Here is a 16,459-nt window from a genome sequence, read left to right as displayed (position 1 = left end):
CCCGACGAGCTCCGTTGCGAAATGTCAATATGGCGCGGCACTGACGTGCTGAGTCCGCTCAATATCCCTGGCCCGCAGGGTTCCCGATGGGCGGTACATTCACCGGCTGTTCGTCCAGGCCCAGGGTTTGCACGCCGGCCCCGTTGCCAAATTCGGCATAGCGCCAGGTGCCGTCCACGTTGACCACATTCTCTGGCACGCTGCGCGTCACTTCTGCCTTGCCGGACAAGGCCTGGCGCATGCTGTCGATCCAGATCGGCAAGGCCAGGGTGGCCCCAAACTCGCGGTTGCCCAGGGATTTGGGCTCGTCAAAGCCCATCCAGGCGACCGACACCATGTTGTTGGCATAACCGGCAAACCAGCCATCAACGGCATCGTTGGTGGTGCCGGTCTTGCCCGCCAGGTCGCGGCGGCCGAGTTTTTGCGTCGCCATGGCGCCGGTGCCCGAGCGCGTGACTTCGCGCAGCATGCTGTCCATGACAAAGGCATTACGGCTGTCCAGCACGCGCGAGTCTTCGGGCGGCTGGGCCGGTTTGTTGGCTTCAAACAGGAGCTGGCCACGGGCATCGGTGATGCGTTGGATGAGCCACGGGTTGACTTGGTAACCGCCGTTAGCAAACACGCCATAGGCAGCGGCCAACTGCAGCGGCGTGACCGAGCCGGTGCCCAAGGCCAGCGTGAGATTGACCGGATGCTTGCTGCCGTCAAAACCAAACTTGGGTAAAAAATCACGCCCATAGCTGGCACCAATGGCTTGCAAAATCCGAACCGACACCACATTCTTGGATTGCGCCAAAGCGGTCTGCATGGTGATCGGACCGTCGTACTTGTCGTCATCATTGTGTGGGGTCCATTGCTGCGTGTCGTCGCTGGCGGGTAGCAGCGCATCATTAATCAGGGTGGCCGGTGCAAAGCCTTTTTCCAGCGCCGCCGAGTAAATAAACGGCTTGATCGACGAGCCGGGTTGGCGCCAGGCGCTGGTGACATGGTTGAAGTTTTTGCGCGTGAAATCAAAGCCGCCAACCAAGGCGCGGTAGGCCCCGGTTTGCGCATCGAGTGCCACATAGGCCGCATCCACCTCGGGCAACTGCGTGATGAACCAGTCTTTCTTGCTGCCTTGCAGGACCCGGATCAGCGCGCCGGGGCGCAGCTTCAAAGCACGGTTGGCGTTGGCTTGTAGGGCGGGTGCGGCGAAACGCAAGCCTTCCCCCATGATCTGGATGGACTCTCCGCTGCTCAACTCGGCTTTGACTAATTTGGCCGAAACGCTGGTGAGGACGGCCGGCAGCAAGTTGTCGCTGGCCGGGTGTTGCTGCAGCAAGTCATCCATCGCATTCTCCCGCGCATCATCGTCCGTGGGTAATTCGATGAACGCCTCGGGGCCACGGTAGCCATGGCGCTGGTCGTAGGCCATGACGTTGCGCCGCACCGATTGGTAGGCGGCTTCCTGCTCGGCCTGCGTGATGGTGGTGACCACTTTCAGCCCCATGGTGTAAGCGGCTTCCTGGTATTGCGCAAAGATGCTTTGCCGCACCATCTCGGCGGCATAGGCCGCATGCGATTCAAGCGCTGGACTGGCGCCAACACGCAGTGGCTCACTGCTGGCCTGTGCCAATTGCGTCTCCGTGATGTAGCCCAGTCGGAGCATGCTTTTCAGCACCAGCAGTTGACGTTGCTTGGCCCGCTGTGGATTGACGACGGGATTGTGTCGGGACGGGTTTTGCGGCAAACCGGCCAGCATCGCCGCCTCGGCCAGGCTGAGGTCTTGAAGCGACTTGCCAAAATAGCTGCGTGCGGCGCTGGAGAAACCGTAGCTGCGTTGGCCCAGGTAAATCTGGTTCATGTACAGCTCCAGAATCTGGTCCTTGCTCAAGGCCGATTCGATGCGGTAGGCCAGCATGGCCTCTTTCAGCTTGCGCGAGAGCGTGCGCTCCTGGGTGAGAAAGAAGTTCCGGGCCACCTGCATCGTGATGGTGGAGGCCCCTTGGTTCACGCCGCCGGTCAGGTCCGACAGGACAGCCCGCGTCACCCCAATGAAGTCCACGCCGCCGTGGCTGTAAAAGCGCGAGTCTTCAATTGATAACAAGGCATTCTTCATGAGCGCGGGCGTTTCCTGGATGGAAACAAAGTCCCGGCGCTCCTTGCCGAATTCACCGATCAAGACGTTGTCGGCGGTGTAGATGCGCAACGGAATCTTGGGCTGGTAGTCGGTCACCGCATCCAGCGCGGGCAGACCGGGCGCCAGTACGAACAAAGCGTAGGCGAGTACCACGCCACAGGCCAAAGCAAGCATGGCCAGGAGGCCAAGGATCCATTTCATTGTGTTTTGCCCAGCAAATTCAAAACACGACTCTAACCGTTGTGGCGTTTATGCCCGCGCACGCCAGCGCTTCACCACAATCAACGCTGTCTTTCATGCAATCCGCGCATAATTCCGGCCCATGGAAACCAAATGGCTTGAAGACTTTGTCTCCCTCGCTGAAACCCGCAGTTTCAGCCGCTCGGCCCAGTTGCGCCACGTCACCCAGCCCGCGTTCTCGCGGCGCATCCAGTCGCTGGAGGCGTGGGCCGGCACCGACCTGGTGGACCGCAGCAGCTACCCGACGCGGCTGACGCCCGCCGGGGAGACGCTTTATTCCCAGTCGCTGGAGGTGTTGCAAGCGCTGCAAAGCACGCGGGCCATGCTGCGCGGGCACACCGCCGCCGGGCAGGATGTGATCGAGTTTGCGGTGCCGCACACGCTGGCATTCACGTTTTTTCCGGCCTGGGTCTCGGCCCTGCGCGAAAAATTCGGCCCTATCAAAAGCCGCCTGATTGCGCTCAATGTGCACGATGCCGTCATGCGGCTGGTGGAGGGCAGTTGCGATCTGTTGATCGCCTACCACCACCCCTCGCAGCCCTACCAGCTGGATGCCGATCGTTACGAGATGGTCAGTCTGGGAGAAGAGGTCATGGCGCCTTATGTCAAGCCCGATGCCGATGGCAAGCCCCTGTTTCAACTGCCGGGGCGCGCCGGTCATCCCCTGCCGTACCTCGGCTACGCGCCCGGCGCCTATCTGGGGCAGATGGTGGAGTTGATCCTGAAACAATCAGACGCCGCCATCCACTTTGACCGCGTGTATGAAACGGACATGGCCGAAGGCCTGAAGGCAATGGCGCTGGAAGGGCATGGCATCGCCTTTTTGCCTTTCAGCGCCGTCAAAAAGGATTTGCGCGCCAAAAAACTGGTGAGCGCCTTGCCGCCGGAAATGAAAGGTCTGCAGATCACCATGGACGTGCGGGCGTACCGGGAGCGGCCCTCCATCAAAGAAGCGGGCAAAACAGGCATTCACACCAACCGCAGCGCCGGGCCAGCGCCCAAGCGCAACGCGCAGGCGCTGTGGGATTATCTGGCGACCCAGTCGGCCGTGTTGTAGGCCGGGGGCGCTATTAAACAGCATTTGGGACAATACAGCCATGACACAAACTATTCAACTGACCCAACCCGACGACTGGCATTTGCATGTGCGCGATGGCGAGGCGCTGCGCGTGGTGGTGCCGCACACCGCCGCCCAGTTTGGCCGTGCCATCATCATGCCCAACCTGCGCCCGCCCGTCACCACGACCGAGGCCGCGCTGGCGTACAAGGCGCGCATCCAGGCGGCCGTGCCCGAAGGCGTGGCGTTTGAGCCGCTGATGACGCTTTACCTGACCGACAAGTTGCCGGCCGATGAAATCCAGCGCGCCCGCGACGTCGGCATCGTTGCCGTCAAGCTCTACCCAGCCGGCGCCACCACCAACAGCGATGCCGGTGTCACCGATCTGCGCAAGACCTACGCCACGCTGGAAGCGATGCAGCGCGCTGGGATGCCGCTGCTGGTGCATGGCGAGGTGACATCGCCGGAGATTGACCTGTTTGACCGGGAGGCGGTGTTCATCGACACCCAGCTGATCCCGTTGCGCCGTGATTTCCCCGAACTGAAAATTGTGTTTGAGCACATCACCACCCGGGAGGCGGCGCAGTATGTGCAGGAGGCCGACCGCTTCACCGCCGCCACTTTGACCGCACACCATCTGCTGTTCAACCGCAATGCCATCTTCACCGGCGGTATCCGGCCGCATTACTACTGCTTGCCGGTGTTGAAGCGCGAGACCCATCGCCTGGCGCTGGTGGCCGCGGCCACCAGCGGCTCCAGCAAGTTCTTTCTCGGCACCGACAGCGCGCCGCACCCGGCCCATCTCAAGGAGCATGCCAGCGGTTGCGCCGGCTGCTACACCGCGCATGCCGCCATCGAGATGTACGCCGAAGCCTTTGACGCGGTGGGGGCGCTGGACCAGCTGGAAGGTTTTGCCAGTTTCCACGGCGCTGATTTTTATGGCCTGCCGCGCAACACCGGCACCATCACCCTGAAGCGCGAAGCCTGGACGCCACCGGAGAGCTTTGCCTTCGGCGAAGCGACGCTGAAACCCCTGCGTTCGGGGGAAGCCCTGCCGTGGAAATTGATTCGCTGAAAGCCAGCCGTCCGCCTACCGCGTGGCACGCCAACAAGGAGTTGAAATGAACGTCTTTTTGATCGATGCCGATAACTTGAGCGCCAGCGCCTGGGTCGACGAAGCATTTCGCGTGCTGGAAGAGTCGGAAGGCGTCATGCCGGTGCGGCGGGCTTACGGCAGTGCCGAAAACCTGAAGGGCTTGGCCGACGTGCTGCGGGTGTGGGCGGTGCGCCCGTTCGTCAACCTCTCCTTGACAAAAAACACCACCGACATTGCCCTGGCCGTGGATGCGATGGAGTTTGCGTGCCAAACCCCGGCGCCCAAGCTGGTGGTCATTGGCTCGGGCGACGCCGACTTCGTGCCGTTGGTGGTGCGGCTGCGTGAACGCGGCATCCGCATGGTGTGCGTGTCGGAGCGCGGCAAGATGGGCCGCGAAGCCGTTTCCGCCTATGACCGCGTGATCCTGGTCGGGCCGGAGCAGGCGCTGCATGAAGCCCAGTTGGCCGGTACGCCTCTTGCGCCCGTGCTGGAGGCGCCCGTGGGGCGGCGTGGCGTGGCCCGGAAAACAGCGGCGAAAAAGGTCCCTGCGGTCAAAGCCCCGGCGGCTAAAACGCCGGTCAAAAAGGTCGTCGCTAAAAAAGTGGTGACCAGAACGCCAACGGTTAAAAAAACGCCTGTCCGCAAAACGGTGGCGAATGAGAACGCGCCTGCAACGGTCACGGCCGACGGCGCGGCGAACCCGTCGCACACCGTCGATGTGGCGGCCATTTTGCAGGCCGTGCCCGCCTTGCAGTCCGGGCAGCCACAGCCCCTGGCTGTTGTTGCCAAAGCGCTGCTGGACGCCAAACTGCGGGGCAAAAACCTGACCTCAACCAAGGTGCTCAAGAAATTTCCGCAGCACTTTGCGCTGCTGCCGCCTGAAAAACCCAGAACGGTGACCTATACCCCGCCGCAGGACCTCGCTTGAGCCCGCCTGCTGCGAGCGATCTGGCCGCCATTGACTGGGCCGCGCCCTGGCTGGCGCCTTATGCCCAAATCGGGCAGGGCGTGGCGACGGCGGTCGCGGCGGGGGTTTCCAGCGCGGGCGCCCTGAATGCGGCGCTGGCGCCCCTGGCCAGCCCGGTGCGTTTTGTGCCGCAAAGTGACCTGCCACCGGGCCAGGCTTATGAGAGCTATATTTTTGATAGCAACTGCTGCCCGACCCGCGAGGGCTTACACGACTTTTTCAATGGCGTGGCGTGGCTGCAGTTCCCCCTGACCAAGCGGCGCTTGAACCAGCTGCACGTCGCCCAAATTGCCGAAACCGGTATCCAGCCGGTGCGGGGTCCGGCGCGCGACGGCTTGACCGTGTTTGACGAAAATTCCGCCTTCCTGCAAGCACCGGACGCACTGTGGGACGCCTTGGTGGCGAAAGACTGGCAGCGCTTGTTTGTGGAGCTGCGCCCGCTGTGGCGCGAGGCCCATTTGCTGCTGTTCGGTCACGCTTTGCTGGAGAAGCTGGTTTACCCAAGAAAACAGATCACAGCCCACGTCTATCGTGCGCAGTGTGCTATTAATTCAATAGCAATTTTGGACGCCTGGGTGGCGGCGGATCTGAGTGCTGAAAAGCTGGCCGCCAAACCGTTTGCCCACTTGCCGGTGCTGGGCGTGCCCGGCTGGTGGGCCGCGAATGAAGAGGCGGCGTTTTATGCCGACGCCAGTGTGTTTCGCTTGCCCAAAGCTGGTGGCGCCGCCACTGGCTGACAGACCGGGCAATGCCCGTAAACTCGGTGGGCATTTGAGGCCTGTGGCCTTGTATTTGGACCGCACGCCCCTAACATCCGTGTCAATGGTTCGCTGATTTGAACCGTATTTGAAGGAAATCATGAAACGCATTATTTTGTTTGTCCTGACCAACGTGATGGTGGTGGCGGTGCTCGGCATTGTGGCCAGCTTGCTGGGCGTGAACCGGTACCTGACCCCAAATGGCCTTGATCTGGGCTCGTTGCTGGGCTTTGCTTTGATCATGGGATTTGGCGGCGCCATCATCTCGCTGCTGATCAGCAAACCGATGGCCAAGTGGACCGCGGGCGTGCGCATCATCAACCAGCCGCAAAACGCCGACGAGGCCTGGATTGTGGAGACGGTGCGCAAGCTGTCTGAAAAAGCCGGCATCGGCATGCCCGAGGTCGGTATTTTTGAAGGCGACCCGAACGCCTTTGCCACCGGTGCCTTCAAAAATTCAGCATTGGTGGCGGTCTCCACCGGTTTGCTGCAGGGCATGACGCATGACGAGATCGAGGCCGTCATCGGCCACGAAATCGCCCACGTCGCCAATGGCGACATGGTCACCATGACCCTGATTCAGGGCGTGATGAACACTTTTGTCGTGTTCCTGAGCCGCGTCATTGGCTACGCCATTGACAGCTTCTTGCGCAAAGGCGACGAGCGTTCCAGCGGCCCCGGCATTGGCTACATGATCACGACATTCGTGCTGGACATCGTGCTGGGTTTTGCCGCCGCCATCGTGGTGGCGTGGTTCTCCCGCCACCGTGAATTCCGCGCCGATGCGGGCTCGGCCCAGTTGCTGGGCCGCAAACAACCCATGATCAACGCCTTGGCGCGCCTGGGTGGCATGCACTCCGGTGAACTGCCCAAGAGTGTGGCGGCGTTTGGCATTGCGGGTGGCATTGGTCAGCTGTTTTCCACGCACCCCCCGATTGAAGAGCGCATTGCCGCGCTGCAAAACGCGCAGGTCTGAGGTCTAGATCATCTTGTGAGAGTGGCTTTACAGCGCTTCAATCGCCGGATAAAAAACGGTGTTTTCTTGCTGCATCCGTGCATGCAATATTTTGAGCACCGTGTTGGCGTCTGACCGGAATCCTTCGGGATCGTTCGCGACCTTGGTCGCATGGTTCCAGCGGCCCGCAAACACCATGTATGCGGCCGCAATGGCATCCATCTCCTCTTGAAATTTCTTGCCCATCGTTGCCAGGGTGGTGTTGCTCCCGCTGCGCAGCGCGGGGTACAGGACTTGATCCTCCACGGCCAAGTGCAATTTGATGGTCGAACTCATTGACACAATGAGTCTGGCAATCTCTGCTGCATTGCTGCTGATTCCGTCTTTGGCAGATTTTCTCAGTGCCGCAATGCATTCGATGATGTCAACGTGCTGGTTTTTGAATTTATCGATGTTCATGGAAAATCCTTTCGAAGTGGAGCGGTGGGAGATCAAAACCAGCATGACTGGCGGTTGATTTAAAGCGTTGTTTGATAAGGCGCCATTAAAACATGTAAATTAAATGCATGTTTATTTGAGGCTTGTTGTGCCTGTGTGTTCTCATCTGGCCGGCGCGCTGGCTGTGTTAAAACCGCAGATTCTCCGCAACCGGTATTCATCATGGAACTTTCGACCTGGCTCGCCTTTTTTGCCGCCTCCTGGGCGATCAGCATTTCGCCGGGCGCCGGTGCGGTGGCGGCCATGAGTGCCGGGTTGAATCACGGTTTTCGGCGCGGCTACTTCACGACCTTCGGTTTGATTCTGGGCATCTGGCTGCAGGTGATTGTGGTCAGCTTGGGGCTGGGGGCGCTGGTGGCCACTTCCAGTACGGCTTTTTTGGTCGTCAAATGGCTGGGGGTGGCCTATCTGGTGTGGCTGGGCATTGCGCAATGGCGCGCACCTGCTACGCCGATGGTGACCAAGACCGATGAGGGCGCGCTCGTCACCCGCCGCTCGATGGTGCTGCGGGCCGTGATGATCAATGCCGTCAACCCGAAAGGCACTGTGTTTTTGCTGGCGGTGGTGCCCCAGTTCATGAACCTGGCGCAGCCGCTGCTGCCGCAGTACCTGATCATTGCCGCCACGTTGGGTTTCACCGACCTGGTGGTGATGGCCGGCTATACCGTGTTGGCCGCGCGGGTGCTGGGAACGTTGAAATCGCCCGCCCATATCCGCGCCATGAACCGCACCTTTGGCGGACTTTTTGTGGTGGCCGGTTCACTGCTCGCCCTGTTCAAGCGCGCGGACTGAATCCCAACAAGCGCCGCGCCACCGCCTCCGCGACCTTGATGCCATCGACCCCGGCCGACAAAATGCCCCCGGCGTAGCTGGCGCCCTCACCAGCGGGGTAGACGCCCTTGGTGTTGATGCTCTGAAAATCGTCACCGCGCGGGATTTTCAAAGGCGATGAAGTGCGGGTTTCCACCCCGGTCAATACCGCGTCCGGCATGTCAAAGCCCTTGATCTTGCGGGCAAAGGCGGGCAGCGCTTCGCGGATGGCTTCAATGGCGTAGGTGGGCAGGGCCGTGTGCAAGTTGCCCAGCGTGACGCCGGGTTTGTAGGACGGCTCCACGCCACCGAGTTGGGTCGAGGCCTTGCCCGTCACGAAGTCGCCGACCAGTTGCCCGGGGGCGTTGTAGTCGGAGCCACCCATGACATAGGCATTCGATTCCAGCTGGCGTTGCAGCACGATACCGGCCAGCGGATGGTGCGCGGTCCCCGGTGCCGGTTGCGCCTGTACATGCTCGCCCAGGGTGGCATGGAAAGCCGCTTCGTCAGTCGGGTAATCGCTCGGGTCAATGCCGACCACGATGCCCGCATTGGCATTGCGCTCGTTGCGCGAGTACTGGCTCATGCCATTGGTCACCACGCGACCGGGCTCCGAGGTGGCGGCCACCACGGTGCCGCCGGGGCACATGCAAAAGCTGTAGACCGAGCGGCCGTTGTTGGCGTGGTGCACCAGTTTGTAGTCGGCGGCGCCGAGACTCGGATGGCCGGCATGGCGGCCCCAGCGGGCGCGGTCAATCACGCTTTGCGGGTGCTCGATGCGAAATCCGATGGCGAACGGCTTGGCTTCCATGGCCACGCCGCGCTGGTACAGCATGGTGCAGGTGTCGCGTGAACTGTGGCCGAGCGCCAGCACCACCTGGTTGCATTCCAGTTCGTAGGATTGGCCGCCGGCTTGGTCCAGCACGGTCAGGCCGCGCACTTGCCGTTCATCCGACTTGCCTTCAATCAGTACATCGGTGACGCGCTGCTGAAAGCGGATTTCACCGCCCAGCGCGATGATCTGTTCGCGCAGGTTCTCCACCACTTTCACCAGCTTGAAGGTGCCGATATGCGGGTGGGCGTCGACCAGAATCTCCGGTGGTGCACCGGCTTTGACGAACTCGTCCATGACCTTGCGGCCGAGAAAGCGCGGGTCCTTGATCTGGCTGTAGAGCTTGCCGTCCGAGAACGTGCCGGCGCCGCCTTCGCCAAACTGCACATTGGACTCGGGGTTGAGCACATGCTTGCGCCACAGGCCCCAGGTGTCCTGCGTGCGTTCGCGTACTTTTTTGCCGCGCTCCAGCACGATCGGTTTGAAGCCCATTTGCGCCAGCACCAGCGCGGCAAAAATGCCACACGGACCAAAGCCCACCACCACCGGACGCAGTGGCAAGTCGGCCGGGGCTTGCCCAACCGGCTGGTAGCGCATGTCGGGTGTGGCAAAGATGTGCAAGTGGTCCACAAACCTGGCCAGCAAGGCGGCTTCCAGCGTGGAGTCGATCTCGACATCCACGATGTAGACCTGCATTAGCTCGGCTTTGCGCGCATCAAAGCTGCGTTTGAAAATGGTGAATTCGCGCAGGTCATCAGGCATCACGCCCAGTGTCTTTGCAATCAGCGCGGGCAGGGCGGTGGCCGCGTGTTCCAGGGGTAGTTTGAGTTCGGTCAGGCGGATCATGTCAGTGTGGCTTGTGTTGATCAAGCAGAGGGCTACTATGATACGCGGTGACCTTTGTCCAGCCCTTTGTGTCAAACATCCCGGAATGACTGTAATTTTTTAATACGTTTTTTGAGAATGACTTTCATGAGCCTTCCTCAATGGTCCAGCCCCAACGCCGCGCTGCGCATCAGCCTGCTGTACGCCATCTTTGCCAGCGCCTGGATATGGCTCTCTGATCGCGTCCTGGCAGGTCTTTTCCAGTCGCCCGAAAGAATGAGCTGGCTCCAATCGACCAAGGGCAGCTTTTTTGTTCTCGTCACGTCCGTGGCGCTGTACTTCTTGATCCGACGCGATGCGATGGCGCGCGGTAACCTGACCGCCAAGATCAAACAGGAGGCCGAGCGCCTGGCGCACATCCTGGCGGTCAATCCGGCGGTGATTTATTCATTGGCGGCCGACCCGCAGGCAAAAGGCGGGTTTGTCGTGGACTTTGCCAGTTCCAATGTGGCGCAAACCACCGGTTACACGCCCGCGCAGTGGCTGGCCTCCCCCGGCCTGTGGCTCGAGCGGGTGCACCCGGATGATCGGCTGACGGTCATGCAAGCCCAGCAGAATTTGCACGATGCTGGTGCGCTGCAGCATGAATACCGGTTTTTGCATGCGGATGGCGCCTATCGCTGGATTTATGACCAACTGGTGCTTACCCACAATCAGTCCGGTCTCGTTACCGGCGCTGTGGGCGCCTGGCTGGATGTCACGGACCGCAAGCAGGCGGAGGAGCAGTTGCGGTTGAATGCCCAGGTGTTTGAATCAAGCCAGGAAGGCATCGTTATCACGGATGCCGACAACCATCTGCTGTCGGTCAATCGGGCTTTCACGGAAGTCACCGGTTACACCAAGGACGAGGTCCTGGGGCGTAATCCACGTCTGCTCGCCTCCGGGCGACAAGACAAGGCTTTTTATGAGGTGATGTGGCGCACCCTTCAATCGGAGGGCCACTGGCAGGGCGAAGTCTGGAATCGCCGCAAGAATGGGGATATTTACCCGGAGTGGCTGTCCATCAGTGCGATCCGCAATCCGGCGGGGCAGATCACACAACACATTGGCATCCTGACGGACCTCTCCAGTCGCAAGGATGCGGAAGAGAAAATCCGTTTTTTGTCCAATTACGACGCGCTGACCCAGCTGCCCAACCGCATCTTGCTGCACGATCGGGCTCGGGTGGCGCTGGCGGCGGCGCAGCGGGCGCATGCCACGGTGGCCTTGATGTATGTCGATCTGGATCGCTTCAAAAACATCAACGACTCATTGGGCCACGCGGTTGGCGACCGCCTACTGCAGGAGCTTGCCACGCGTTTCACCACGCACCTGCACCCGGATGACACCATTTGCCGTCCGGGCGGGGACGAGTTCATTCTCTTGCTGCCCAACACCGACTACCAGGGCGCGGCCCACGTGGCGCAAAGGACGCTGGCCACCATTGCCGAGCCTTTTGTGATCGATGGTCAGCGCTTGAGCCTGACCGCCAGCATCGGAATCGCCCTGTTTCCGGACAATGGCCGCGACTTGGCCCGGTTGTCACAGTGCGCGGACGCGGCGCTGTTCCGGGCCAAGCAGAATGGCCGCAGCAACTTTCAGTTTTTTGAGCAGCAGATGCATGAACGGGCGAACGAGGTCTTGCGCATCGAGAATGATTTGCGCCGTGCCCTCGAAAATAAGGAGTTGCTGCTTTATTACCAGGCACAAGTGGATGCCCGCAGTTTGAAAATTGTGGGTGTGGAAGCGCTGGTGCGTTGGCAGCATCCGGAGTGGGGCCTTGTGTCGCCGGCGCGGTTCATTCCCGTGGCCGAAGAAAGTGGCCAGATTCGGGACATCGGCACCTGGGTTTTGTATACCGCCGTGCAGCAGAATGCGGACTGGCAAGCCGCCGGCTTGCCCATTGTGCCGGTGGCCATCAATCTGTCCGTGGTGCAATTCAAGAATGCGTCCCTGTGCGATTCCGTCATTGATGCGATGCGCGTGAGCGGACTCGATCCGTCCATGGTTGAGCTGGAGCTCACGGAAAGCATTGCCATGGACGATTCCTCTTTCACCATCGACATGGTGGCGCGCTTGCATTCGTTGGGCATCGGGCTGTCCATCGATGATTTTGGCACTGGCTATTCTTCGCTCAGTTATTTGAAACGATTCAAAATCGACAAGCTCAAGATCGACCAGTCGTTCATCCGCGATCTCCGTTCCGATCCGGATGACGCCGCCATCGTCACCGCCATCATCGGTTTGGCCAAGGGGCTGGGGTTCCGGACCATTGCGGAGGGTGTGGAAACCCAGGCGCAACTCGACTTTTTACGGACACACCAGTGCGATGAAATACAGGGGTATCTCTACAGCAAACCGGTGCCCGCGCATGAGTTCGCGCTCCTGCTGGCGCGCGAGCAGGCGGGCTTGACGCCGGTTTTAGGCCGGTAAAAAACCTTCGATCGACAGGTAACGCTCACCGGTGTCGTAGTTGAAGCCCAGCACGGTGGCACCAGCGGGCAGGTCAGGCAGTTTTTGCGCAATGGCGGCCAGGGTGGCGCCACTGGAGATGCCCACCAGAATGCCTTCTTCGCGGGCACAGCGCCGCGCCATCTCCCGCGCTGGTTCGGCATCGACCAGAATGACGCCATCGAGCAAGGCCATGTTCAGATTTTTGGGGATAAAGCCGGCGCCAATGCCCTGAATCGGATGCGGCGCAGGCGTGCCGCCTGAAATAACGGGAGAACCGGTGGGCTCAACCGCGTACACCTTCAGCTGGGGCCATTGGGCTTTGAGGACCTGGGCACAGCCTGTCAGGTGACCGCCGGTGCCGACGCCGGTGATCAGCGCATCGACGCCATCGGGGAAGTCCGCCAGAATCTCCAGCGCCGTGGTGCGCGCGTGGGCGTCAATGTTGGCGGGGTTTTCAAACTGCTGGGGCATCCAGGCGTTGGGCGTGGCCGCCACCAACTCCATGGCGCGGGCAATCGAGCCTTTCATGCCTTTTTCACGCGGCGTCAAATCAAAGCTGGCGCCATAGGCCAGCATCAGGCGGCGACGTTCCACCGACATGCTGTCGGGCATGACCAGAATCAGTTTGTAGCCTTTGACGGCCGCCACCATGGCCAGGCCGACGCCGGTGTTGCCGGAAGTCGGCTCAATGATGGTGGCGCCGGGTTTGAGTTCGCCGCTTTGCTCCGCCGCTTCGACCATGGCCAAGGCAATACGGTCTTTGATAGAGCCGCCAGGATTGCTGCGCTCGGACTTGATCCACACGTTGTGGCCCGGGCCAAACAGGCGGTTGATGCGGACGTGAGGCGTGTTGCCAATGGTTTGCAGGATGTTGTCGGCTTTCATGTGCGGCTCCTTGTTGGGGTGGTGTGGCTGGCTGATCTCCACATCATTCTCTACGACTTCATCAACATAATTTGATATATCGATATGGATAGCCGCGATAATGAGGGGGTGAAGCCTGCCAGACTGTCGCTGGTGCAAGCCGCAAGGACGACGCTTCGGCGTCGGGTGGAAACACCGCATTGGAGGAACGTCCGGACTGCACAGGGCAGCGTAGCAGCTAACGGCTGTCCACTGAAAGCCGCTCATGCAAGTGAGCGGTATAAGGTGAGGATTAGAGCAACAGAGACGAGTCGCAGCGGGGCAACCTGGTGCGGGTGAAACGGGCAATCTCTACGCGCAGCAATACCAAGTAGGCACACGTTGACGGGGCCCCCGGAGTGTGCGGGTAGGTAGCATGAGCTATTGGGCGACCAATAGCCCAGATTAATGGCAGTCACATGGAGAAAGATCGCAAGGTCTTACCCCATGCACAGAATCCGGCTTATCGGCGGGCTTCACACTTTTTTATGGCAACCGGCCTAGCCTCGGGCTAGCAGCGATTTTCCGAGTGCAAAGACGGAATTGGGCGTGCTGGCCCTCACGGGCTCCTGTTTGGGCTTCTTGAAAACGCCGCGGTTGGCTGTTTTCCGGTCATCGACACGAAACCCCTTGCTGCGTTGCTCGGTGGTCAAGGTGCGCAGGCTGATGGACTGCATATAGTCCACCATTTTTGAATTCAGGGAGTCCCACAAGTCTTGGGTGATGTCCTGCGGCATGCCCGGCACCATGGCTTCACCCGTCCGCTCTGCGCCCAAGCCCAGCGGTTCCGCGCGACCATCAACGGCACCAATGATGTCCGCAACCGTGATGCTGTCGGAACGCTGACCCAGCGTGTAGCCGCCGCCCGGACCGCGGGTGCTTTCCACCAGACCGTGCTGTCGCAGTTTGCTGAACATTTGTTCCAAGTAAGAGAGCGAGATTTTGTGACGCACCGCAATATCGGACAGCGGGACGGGCCCCAAACTTTCGCGCAGCGCAACGTCGATCATCGCGGTAACAGCAAATCGGCCTTTGGTACTTAATCTCATATTTTTAGCTCCTGTCAGTGTCACAAGGGGTGTGAAGTAATGAACTATAAATAACCCTTCACTTCGTGTAAATTCGTTTTTTTTACAATTAAACTTCGAAAAATACGAATAATAGAGGCCTGTACTTTGGAGGTTACTCATGAATTTCAAGCATCTGCACTACTTTTGGGTGACGGCCAAAGCCGGCGGCGTGATGCGTGCCGGCGAGCAGTTGCACACCACGCCGCAAACCCTGTCCGGCCAGATCAAGCTGCTGGAAGACTGGCTCGGCCGCAAGCTGTTTCGCAAAAATGGCCGCCAGCTGGAGCTGACCGAAGACGGCCGGCTGGCGCTGGGTTATGCCGATCAGATCTTCACGCTGGGTGCCGAACTGGAAGCGGCCGTGCGTCAGGCGCGTGGCGGACCGCGCGTGCTGAACTTCCGGGTCGGCGTGGCCGATTCCGTGGCCAAGTCGGTGGTCTACCGTTTGCTGGAGCCGGCCTTGTCGGTGGACGAGCCGGTGCGCCTGATTTGCAGTGAAGGCAAGTTCACCGATCTGCTGGCGCAGTTGGCCCTGCACCGGCTTGACTTGGTGATTGCGGATGAGCCGATGTCCCGGCGCGTCAGCGTCAAGGCGTTCAACCACCCGCTGGGCAGTACCACGATGAGTTTTTTCTGTACGCCGGGGCTAAAAAGCAGGCTGCAAGGGAGCTTTCCACAATGTCTGAACGACATGCCGATGCTGATTCCAGGGGCTGCTGCGTCGGTCCGGCACTCGCTGGAAAGTTGGCTGGCCCGCCAGCACATTCAGCCCCGGGTGATCGGGGAATTTGATGATGTTGCCTTGATGAAGGCCTTTGGCCGGGAGGGGAAAGGTATTTTCATGGCCCCCACCGTGCTGGAAGCCGAAACGGTGACGCAGTTTGGCGTGGAGGTGATCGGTCGCACGCGTGAACTGGTGGAAGAGTTTTTTGCCGTGTCGGTGGAGCGACGCATCACGCACCCTTGCGTCGTGGCTATTACGGAGGCGGCGCGCAAGCAGTTGTTCAGCGTCCGGATGGCCCGGCCGGTCACCGAGGCCGGTCTTAAAACCGCTCGTGCGCCTGCAGGTAGCGCCATTGTCCCGGTTGAAGCTGGGTCATAGACACCCGCCCCACGCGAATGCGCTTCATGCCCATAATTTCCAGTCCGACGCGTTCACACAGGTAGGCAATCAGACCCTGGTATGAGCCTTTGATGGCAAAACGCAGTTTGGACGCGGTGTCGCTTGCGCTGTTGAGGCTGACTTTGACCGGTGGCAGCGGATAGCCGTCGGAGGCCAGCCCGTGGTTGAGGCGATTCAGAATACTTTGAGCCACTTCACCGGCGACCTCCACAATAATTTCCTGCTCAATCACGCCGGCGTCTTCGTCCAGCTTGCGCAGCACGCGCCAGTCTTGGGTGAACACCACCAGACCGCTGGCGCCGGTTTCCAGCGGCACCGCGGCCGTGAGGTTGGCAAAGTGGCGCTTGAGCAGGCGGATGCCCGACGCGTCATCGGCGGCGTGGGTGGCGGCGCTCAGTAATTGCTGTGCCGGTTTGATTTTTTTGTTCGCATCGCCTAGCTCCGCCATGGCATCAAAGCCTGGCGGCTTGTGCAGCAGCAAGGTCACGTCCACGAGCTCCATCAGGCTGGCGTCGCGGTCAATCGCCACTTTTTGGGTCGACACCCGAAACATCGGTTCCTCAACCACTTGCCCGTTGACGCTGACCCAACCGCCTTCAATGTACTGCTCGGCTTCGCGGCGCGAGCAAGGCACCATTTCAGCGACGCGTTTGGCCAGGCGTTCGTCGGTGCGGGGTCCTTGGGGGGCAGGTTTTTTATTCGGAATCATTGGC

At 60.5% G+C, this 16,459-nt stretch carries 14 protein-coding genes and 1 other RNA gene; 9 read left to right on the top strand and 6 right to left on the bottom strand.

Annotation, left to right across the window (positions count from 1 at the left end; all coding sequences use genetic code 11):
- Nucleotides 1-58: 58 nt before the first annotated feature.
- Entirely contained in the window at nucleotides 59-2,320 is a 2,262-nt protein-coding gene (locus tag HHJ17_RS09440) for a penicillin-binding protein 1A (RefSeq protein WP_296500974.1), read from the bottom strand.
- 121 nt (nucleotides 2,321-2,441) lie between these two features.
- On the opposite strand from HHJ17_RS09440, the gene HHJ17_RS09435 reads away from it, so the two are divergent.
- The 5 genes from HHJ17_RS09435 (at nucleotide 2,442) to htpX (ending at nucleotide 7,213) form a co-directional block, all read left to right on the top strand.
- Complete coding sequence (locus HHJ17_RS09435; RefSeq protein WP_296505606.1) at nucleotides 2,442-3,416, top strand: LysR substrate-binding domain-containing protein; 975 nt, start codon at nucleotides 2,442-2,444, stop codon at nucleotides 3,414-3,416.
- A 40-nt stretch (nucleotides 3,417-3,456) separates the two neighbouring features.
- Nucleotides 3,457-4,491 carry a dihydroorotase gene (gene pyrC / locus HHJ17_RS09430; RefSeq protein ID WP_296500979.1) on the top strand — a complete coding sequence of 345 codons (1,035 nt, stop codon included), beginning with the start codon at nucleotides 3,457-3,459 and terminating at the stop codon, nucleotides 4,489-4,491.
- 46 nt (nucleotides 4,492-4,537) lie between these two features.
- Nucleotides 4,538-5,440, top strand: a complete 903-nt coding sequence (locus HHJ17_RS09425) for an NYN domain-containing protein (protein WP_296500980.1) — start codon at nucleotides 4,538-4,540, stop codon at nucleotides 5,438-5,440.
- Nucleotides 5,437-6,216: a DUF3025 domain-containing protein gene (locus HHJ17_RS09420; RefSeq protein ID WP_296500984.1), complete on the top strand. Its 780-nt coding sequence runs from the start codon at nucleotides 5,437-5,439 to the stop codon at nucleotides 6,214-6,216. Before HHJ17_RS09425 ends, HHJ17_RS09420 begins: the two co-directional genes overlap by 4 nt.
- A 121-nt stretch (nucleotides 6,217-6,337) precedes the next feature.
- Nucleotides 6,338-7,213 carry a protease HtpX gene (htpX, locus tag HHJ17_RS09415; protein WP_296500987.1) on the top strand — a complete coding sequence of 292 codons (876 nt, stop codon included), beginning with the start codon at nucleotides 6,338-6,340 and terminating at the stop codon, nucleotides 7,211-7,213.
- Nucleotides 7,214-7,240: 27 nt separating this feature from the next.
- Here htpX and HHJ17_RS09410 read toward each other — a convergent pair whose 3' ends face one another.
- A complete protein-coding gene (locus HHJ17_RS09410; protein ID WP_296500990.1) occupies nucleotides 7,241-7,651 on the bottom strand; it encodes a hemerythrin domain-containing protein in 411 nt (136 codons plus the stop codon).
- Between the two features lie 201 nt (nucleotides 7,652-7,852).
- Between HHJ17_RS09410 and HHJ17_RS09405 the strand changes: the two genes are divergently transcribed.
- Nucleotides 7,853-8,482: a LysE family transporter gene (locus tag HHJ17_RS09405; protein ID WP_296500993.1), complete on the top strand. Its 630-nt coding sequence runs from the start codon at nucleotides 7,853-7,855 to the stop codon at nucleotides 8,480-8,482.
- On the opposite strand, the gene HHJ17_RS09400 is transcribed toward HHJ17_RS09405, so the two are convergent.
- On the bottom strand, nucleotides 8,466-10,178 hold the full coding sequence (locus HHJ17_RS09400) for an NAD(P)/FAD-dependent oxidoreductase (RefSeq protein ID WP_296500994.1): 1,713 nt from the start codon (nucleotides 10,176-10,178) through the stop codon (nucleotides 8,466-8,468). The genes HHJ17_RS09405 and HHJ17_RS09400 overlap by 17 nt on opposite strands.
- Before the next feature lie 126 nt (nucleotides 10,179-10,304).
- Between HHJ17_RS09400 and HHJ17_RS09395 the strand changes: the two genes are divergently transcribed.
- Entirely contained in the window at nucleotides 10,305-12,629 is a 2,325-nt protein-coding gene (locus tag HHJ17_RS09395; protein WP_296505605.1) for a GGDEF domain-containing phosphodiesterase, read from the top strand.
- Here HHJ17_RS09395 and cysK read toward each other — a convergent pair.
- On the bottom strand, nucleotides 12,618-13,535 hold the full coding sequence (gene cysK, locus HHJ17_RS09390; RefSeq protein WP_296505604.1) for a cysteine synthase A: 918 nt from the start codon (nucleotides 13,533-13,535) through the stop codon (nucleotides 12,618-12,620). The two genes, HHJ17_RS09395 and cysK, sit on opposite strands and share 12 nt — an antisense overlap.
- Before the next feature lie 110 nt (nucleotides 13,536-13,645).
- On the opposite strand from cysK, the gene rnpB reads away from it, so the two are divergent.
- Nucleotides 13,646-14,035: RNase P RNA component class A (rnpB, locus tag HHJ17_RS09385), an RNA gene on the top strand.
- Nucleotides 14,036-14,053: 18 nt separating this feature from the next.
- Here rnpB and HHJ17_RS09380 read toward each other — a convergent pair.
- Nucleotides 14,054-14,602 (bottom strand): Rrf2 family transcriptional regulator, encoded by a 549-nt coding sequence (locus HHJ17_RS09380; protein WP_296505603.1) that lies wholly within the window; start codon nucleotides 14,600-14,602, stop codon nucleotides 14,054-14,056.
- A gap of 139 nt (nucleotides 14,603-14,741) precedes the next feature.
- Here HHJ17_RS09380 and nhaR point away from each other — a divergent pair, with 139 nt between their 5' ends.
- Nucleotides 14,742-15,725 (top strand): transcriptional activator NhaR, encoded by a 984-nt coding sequence (nhaR, locus tag HHJ17_RS09375; RefSeq protein WP_296505602.1) that lies wholly within the window; start codon nucleotides 14,742-14,744, stop codon nucleotides 15,723-15,725.
- Here nhaR and HHJ17_RS09370 read toward each other — a convergent pair.
- Nucleotides 15,667-16,455 (bottom strand): RNA pseudouridine synthase, encoded by a 789-nt coding sequence (locus tag HHJ17_RS09370; RefSeq protein ID WP_296505601.1) that lies wholly within the window; start codon nucleotides 16,453-16,455, stop codon nucleotides 15,667-15,669. The two genes, nhaR and HHJ17_RS09370, sit on opposite strands and share 59 nt — an antisense overlap.
- Between the last annotated feature and the right edge of the window lie 4 nt (nucleotides 16,456-16,459).

Source organism: Rhodoferax sp., from assembly GCF_012927445.1.
Taxonomy (GTDB): Bacteria; Pseudomonadota; Gammaproteobacteria; order Burkholderiales; family Burkholderiaceae_C; genus Rhodoferax.
This window is presented reverse-complemented; position numbering and strand designations above follow the sequence as displayed.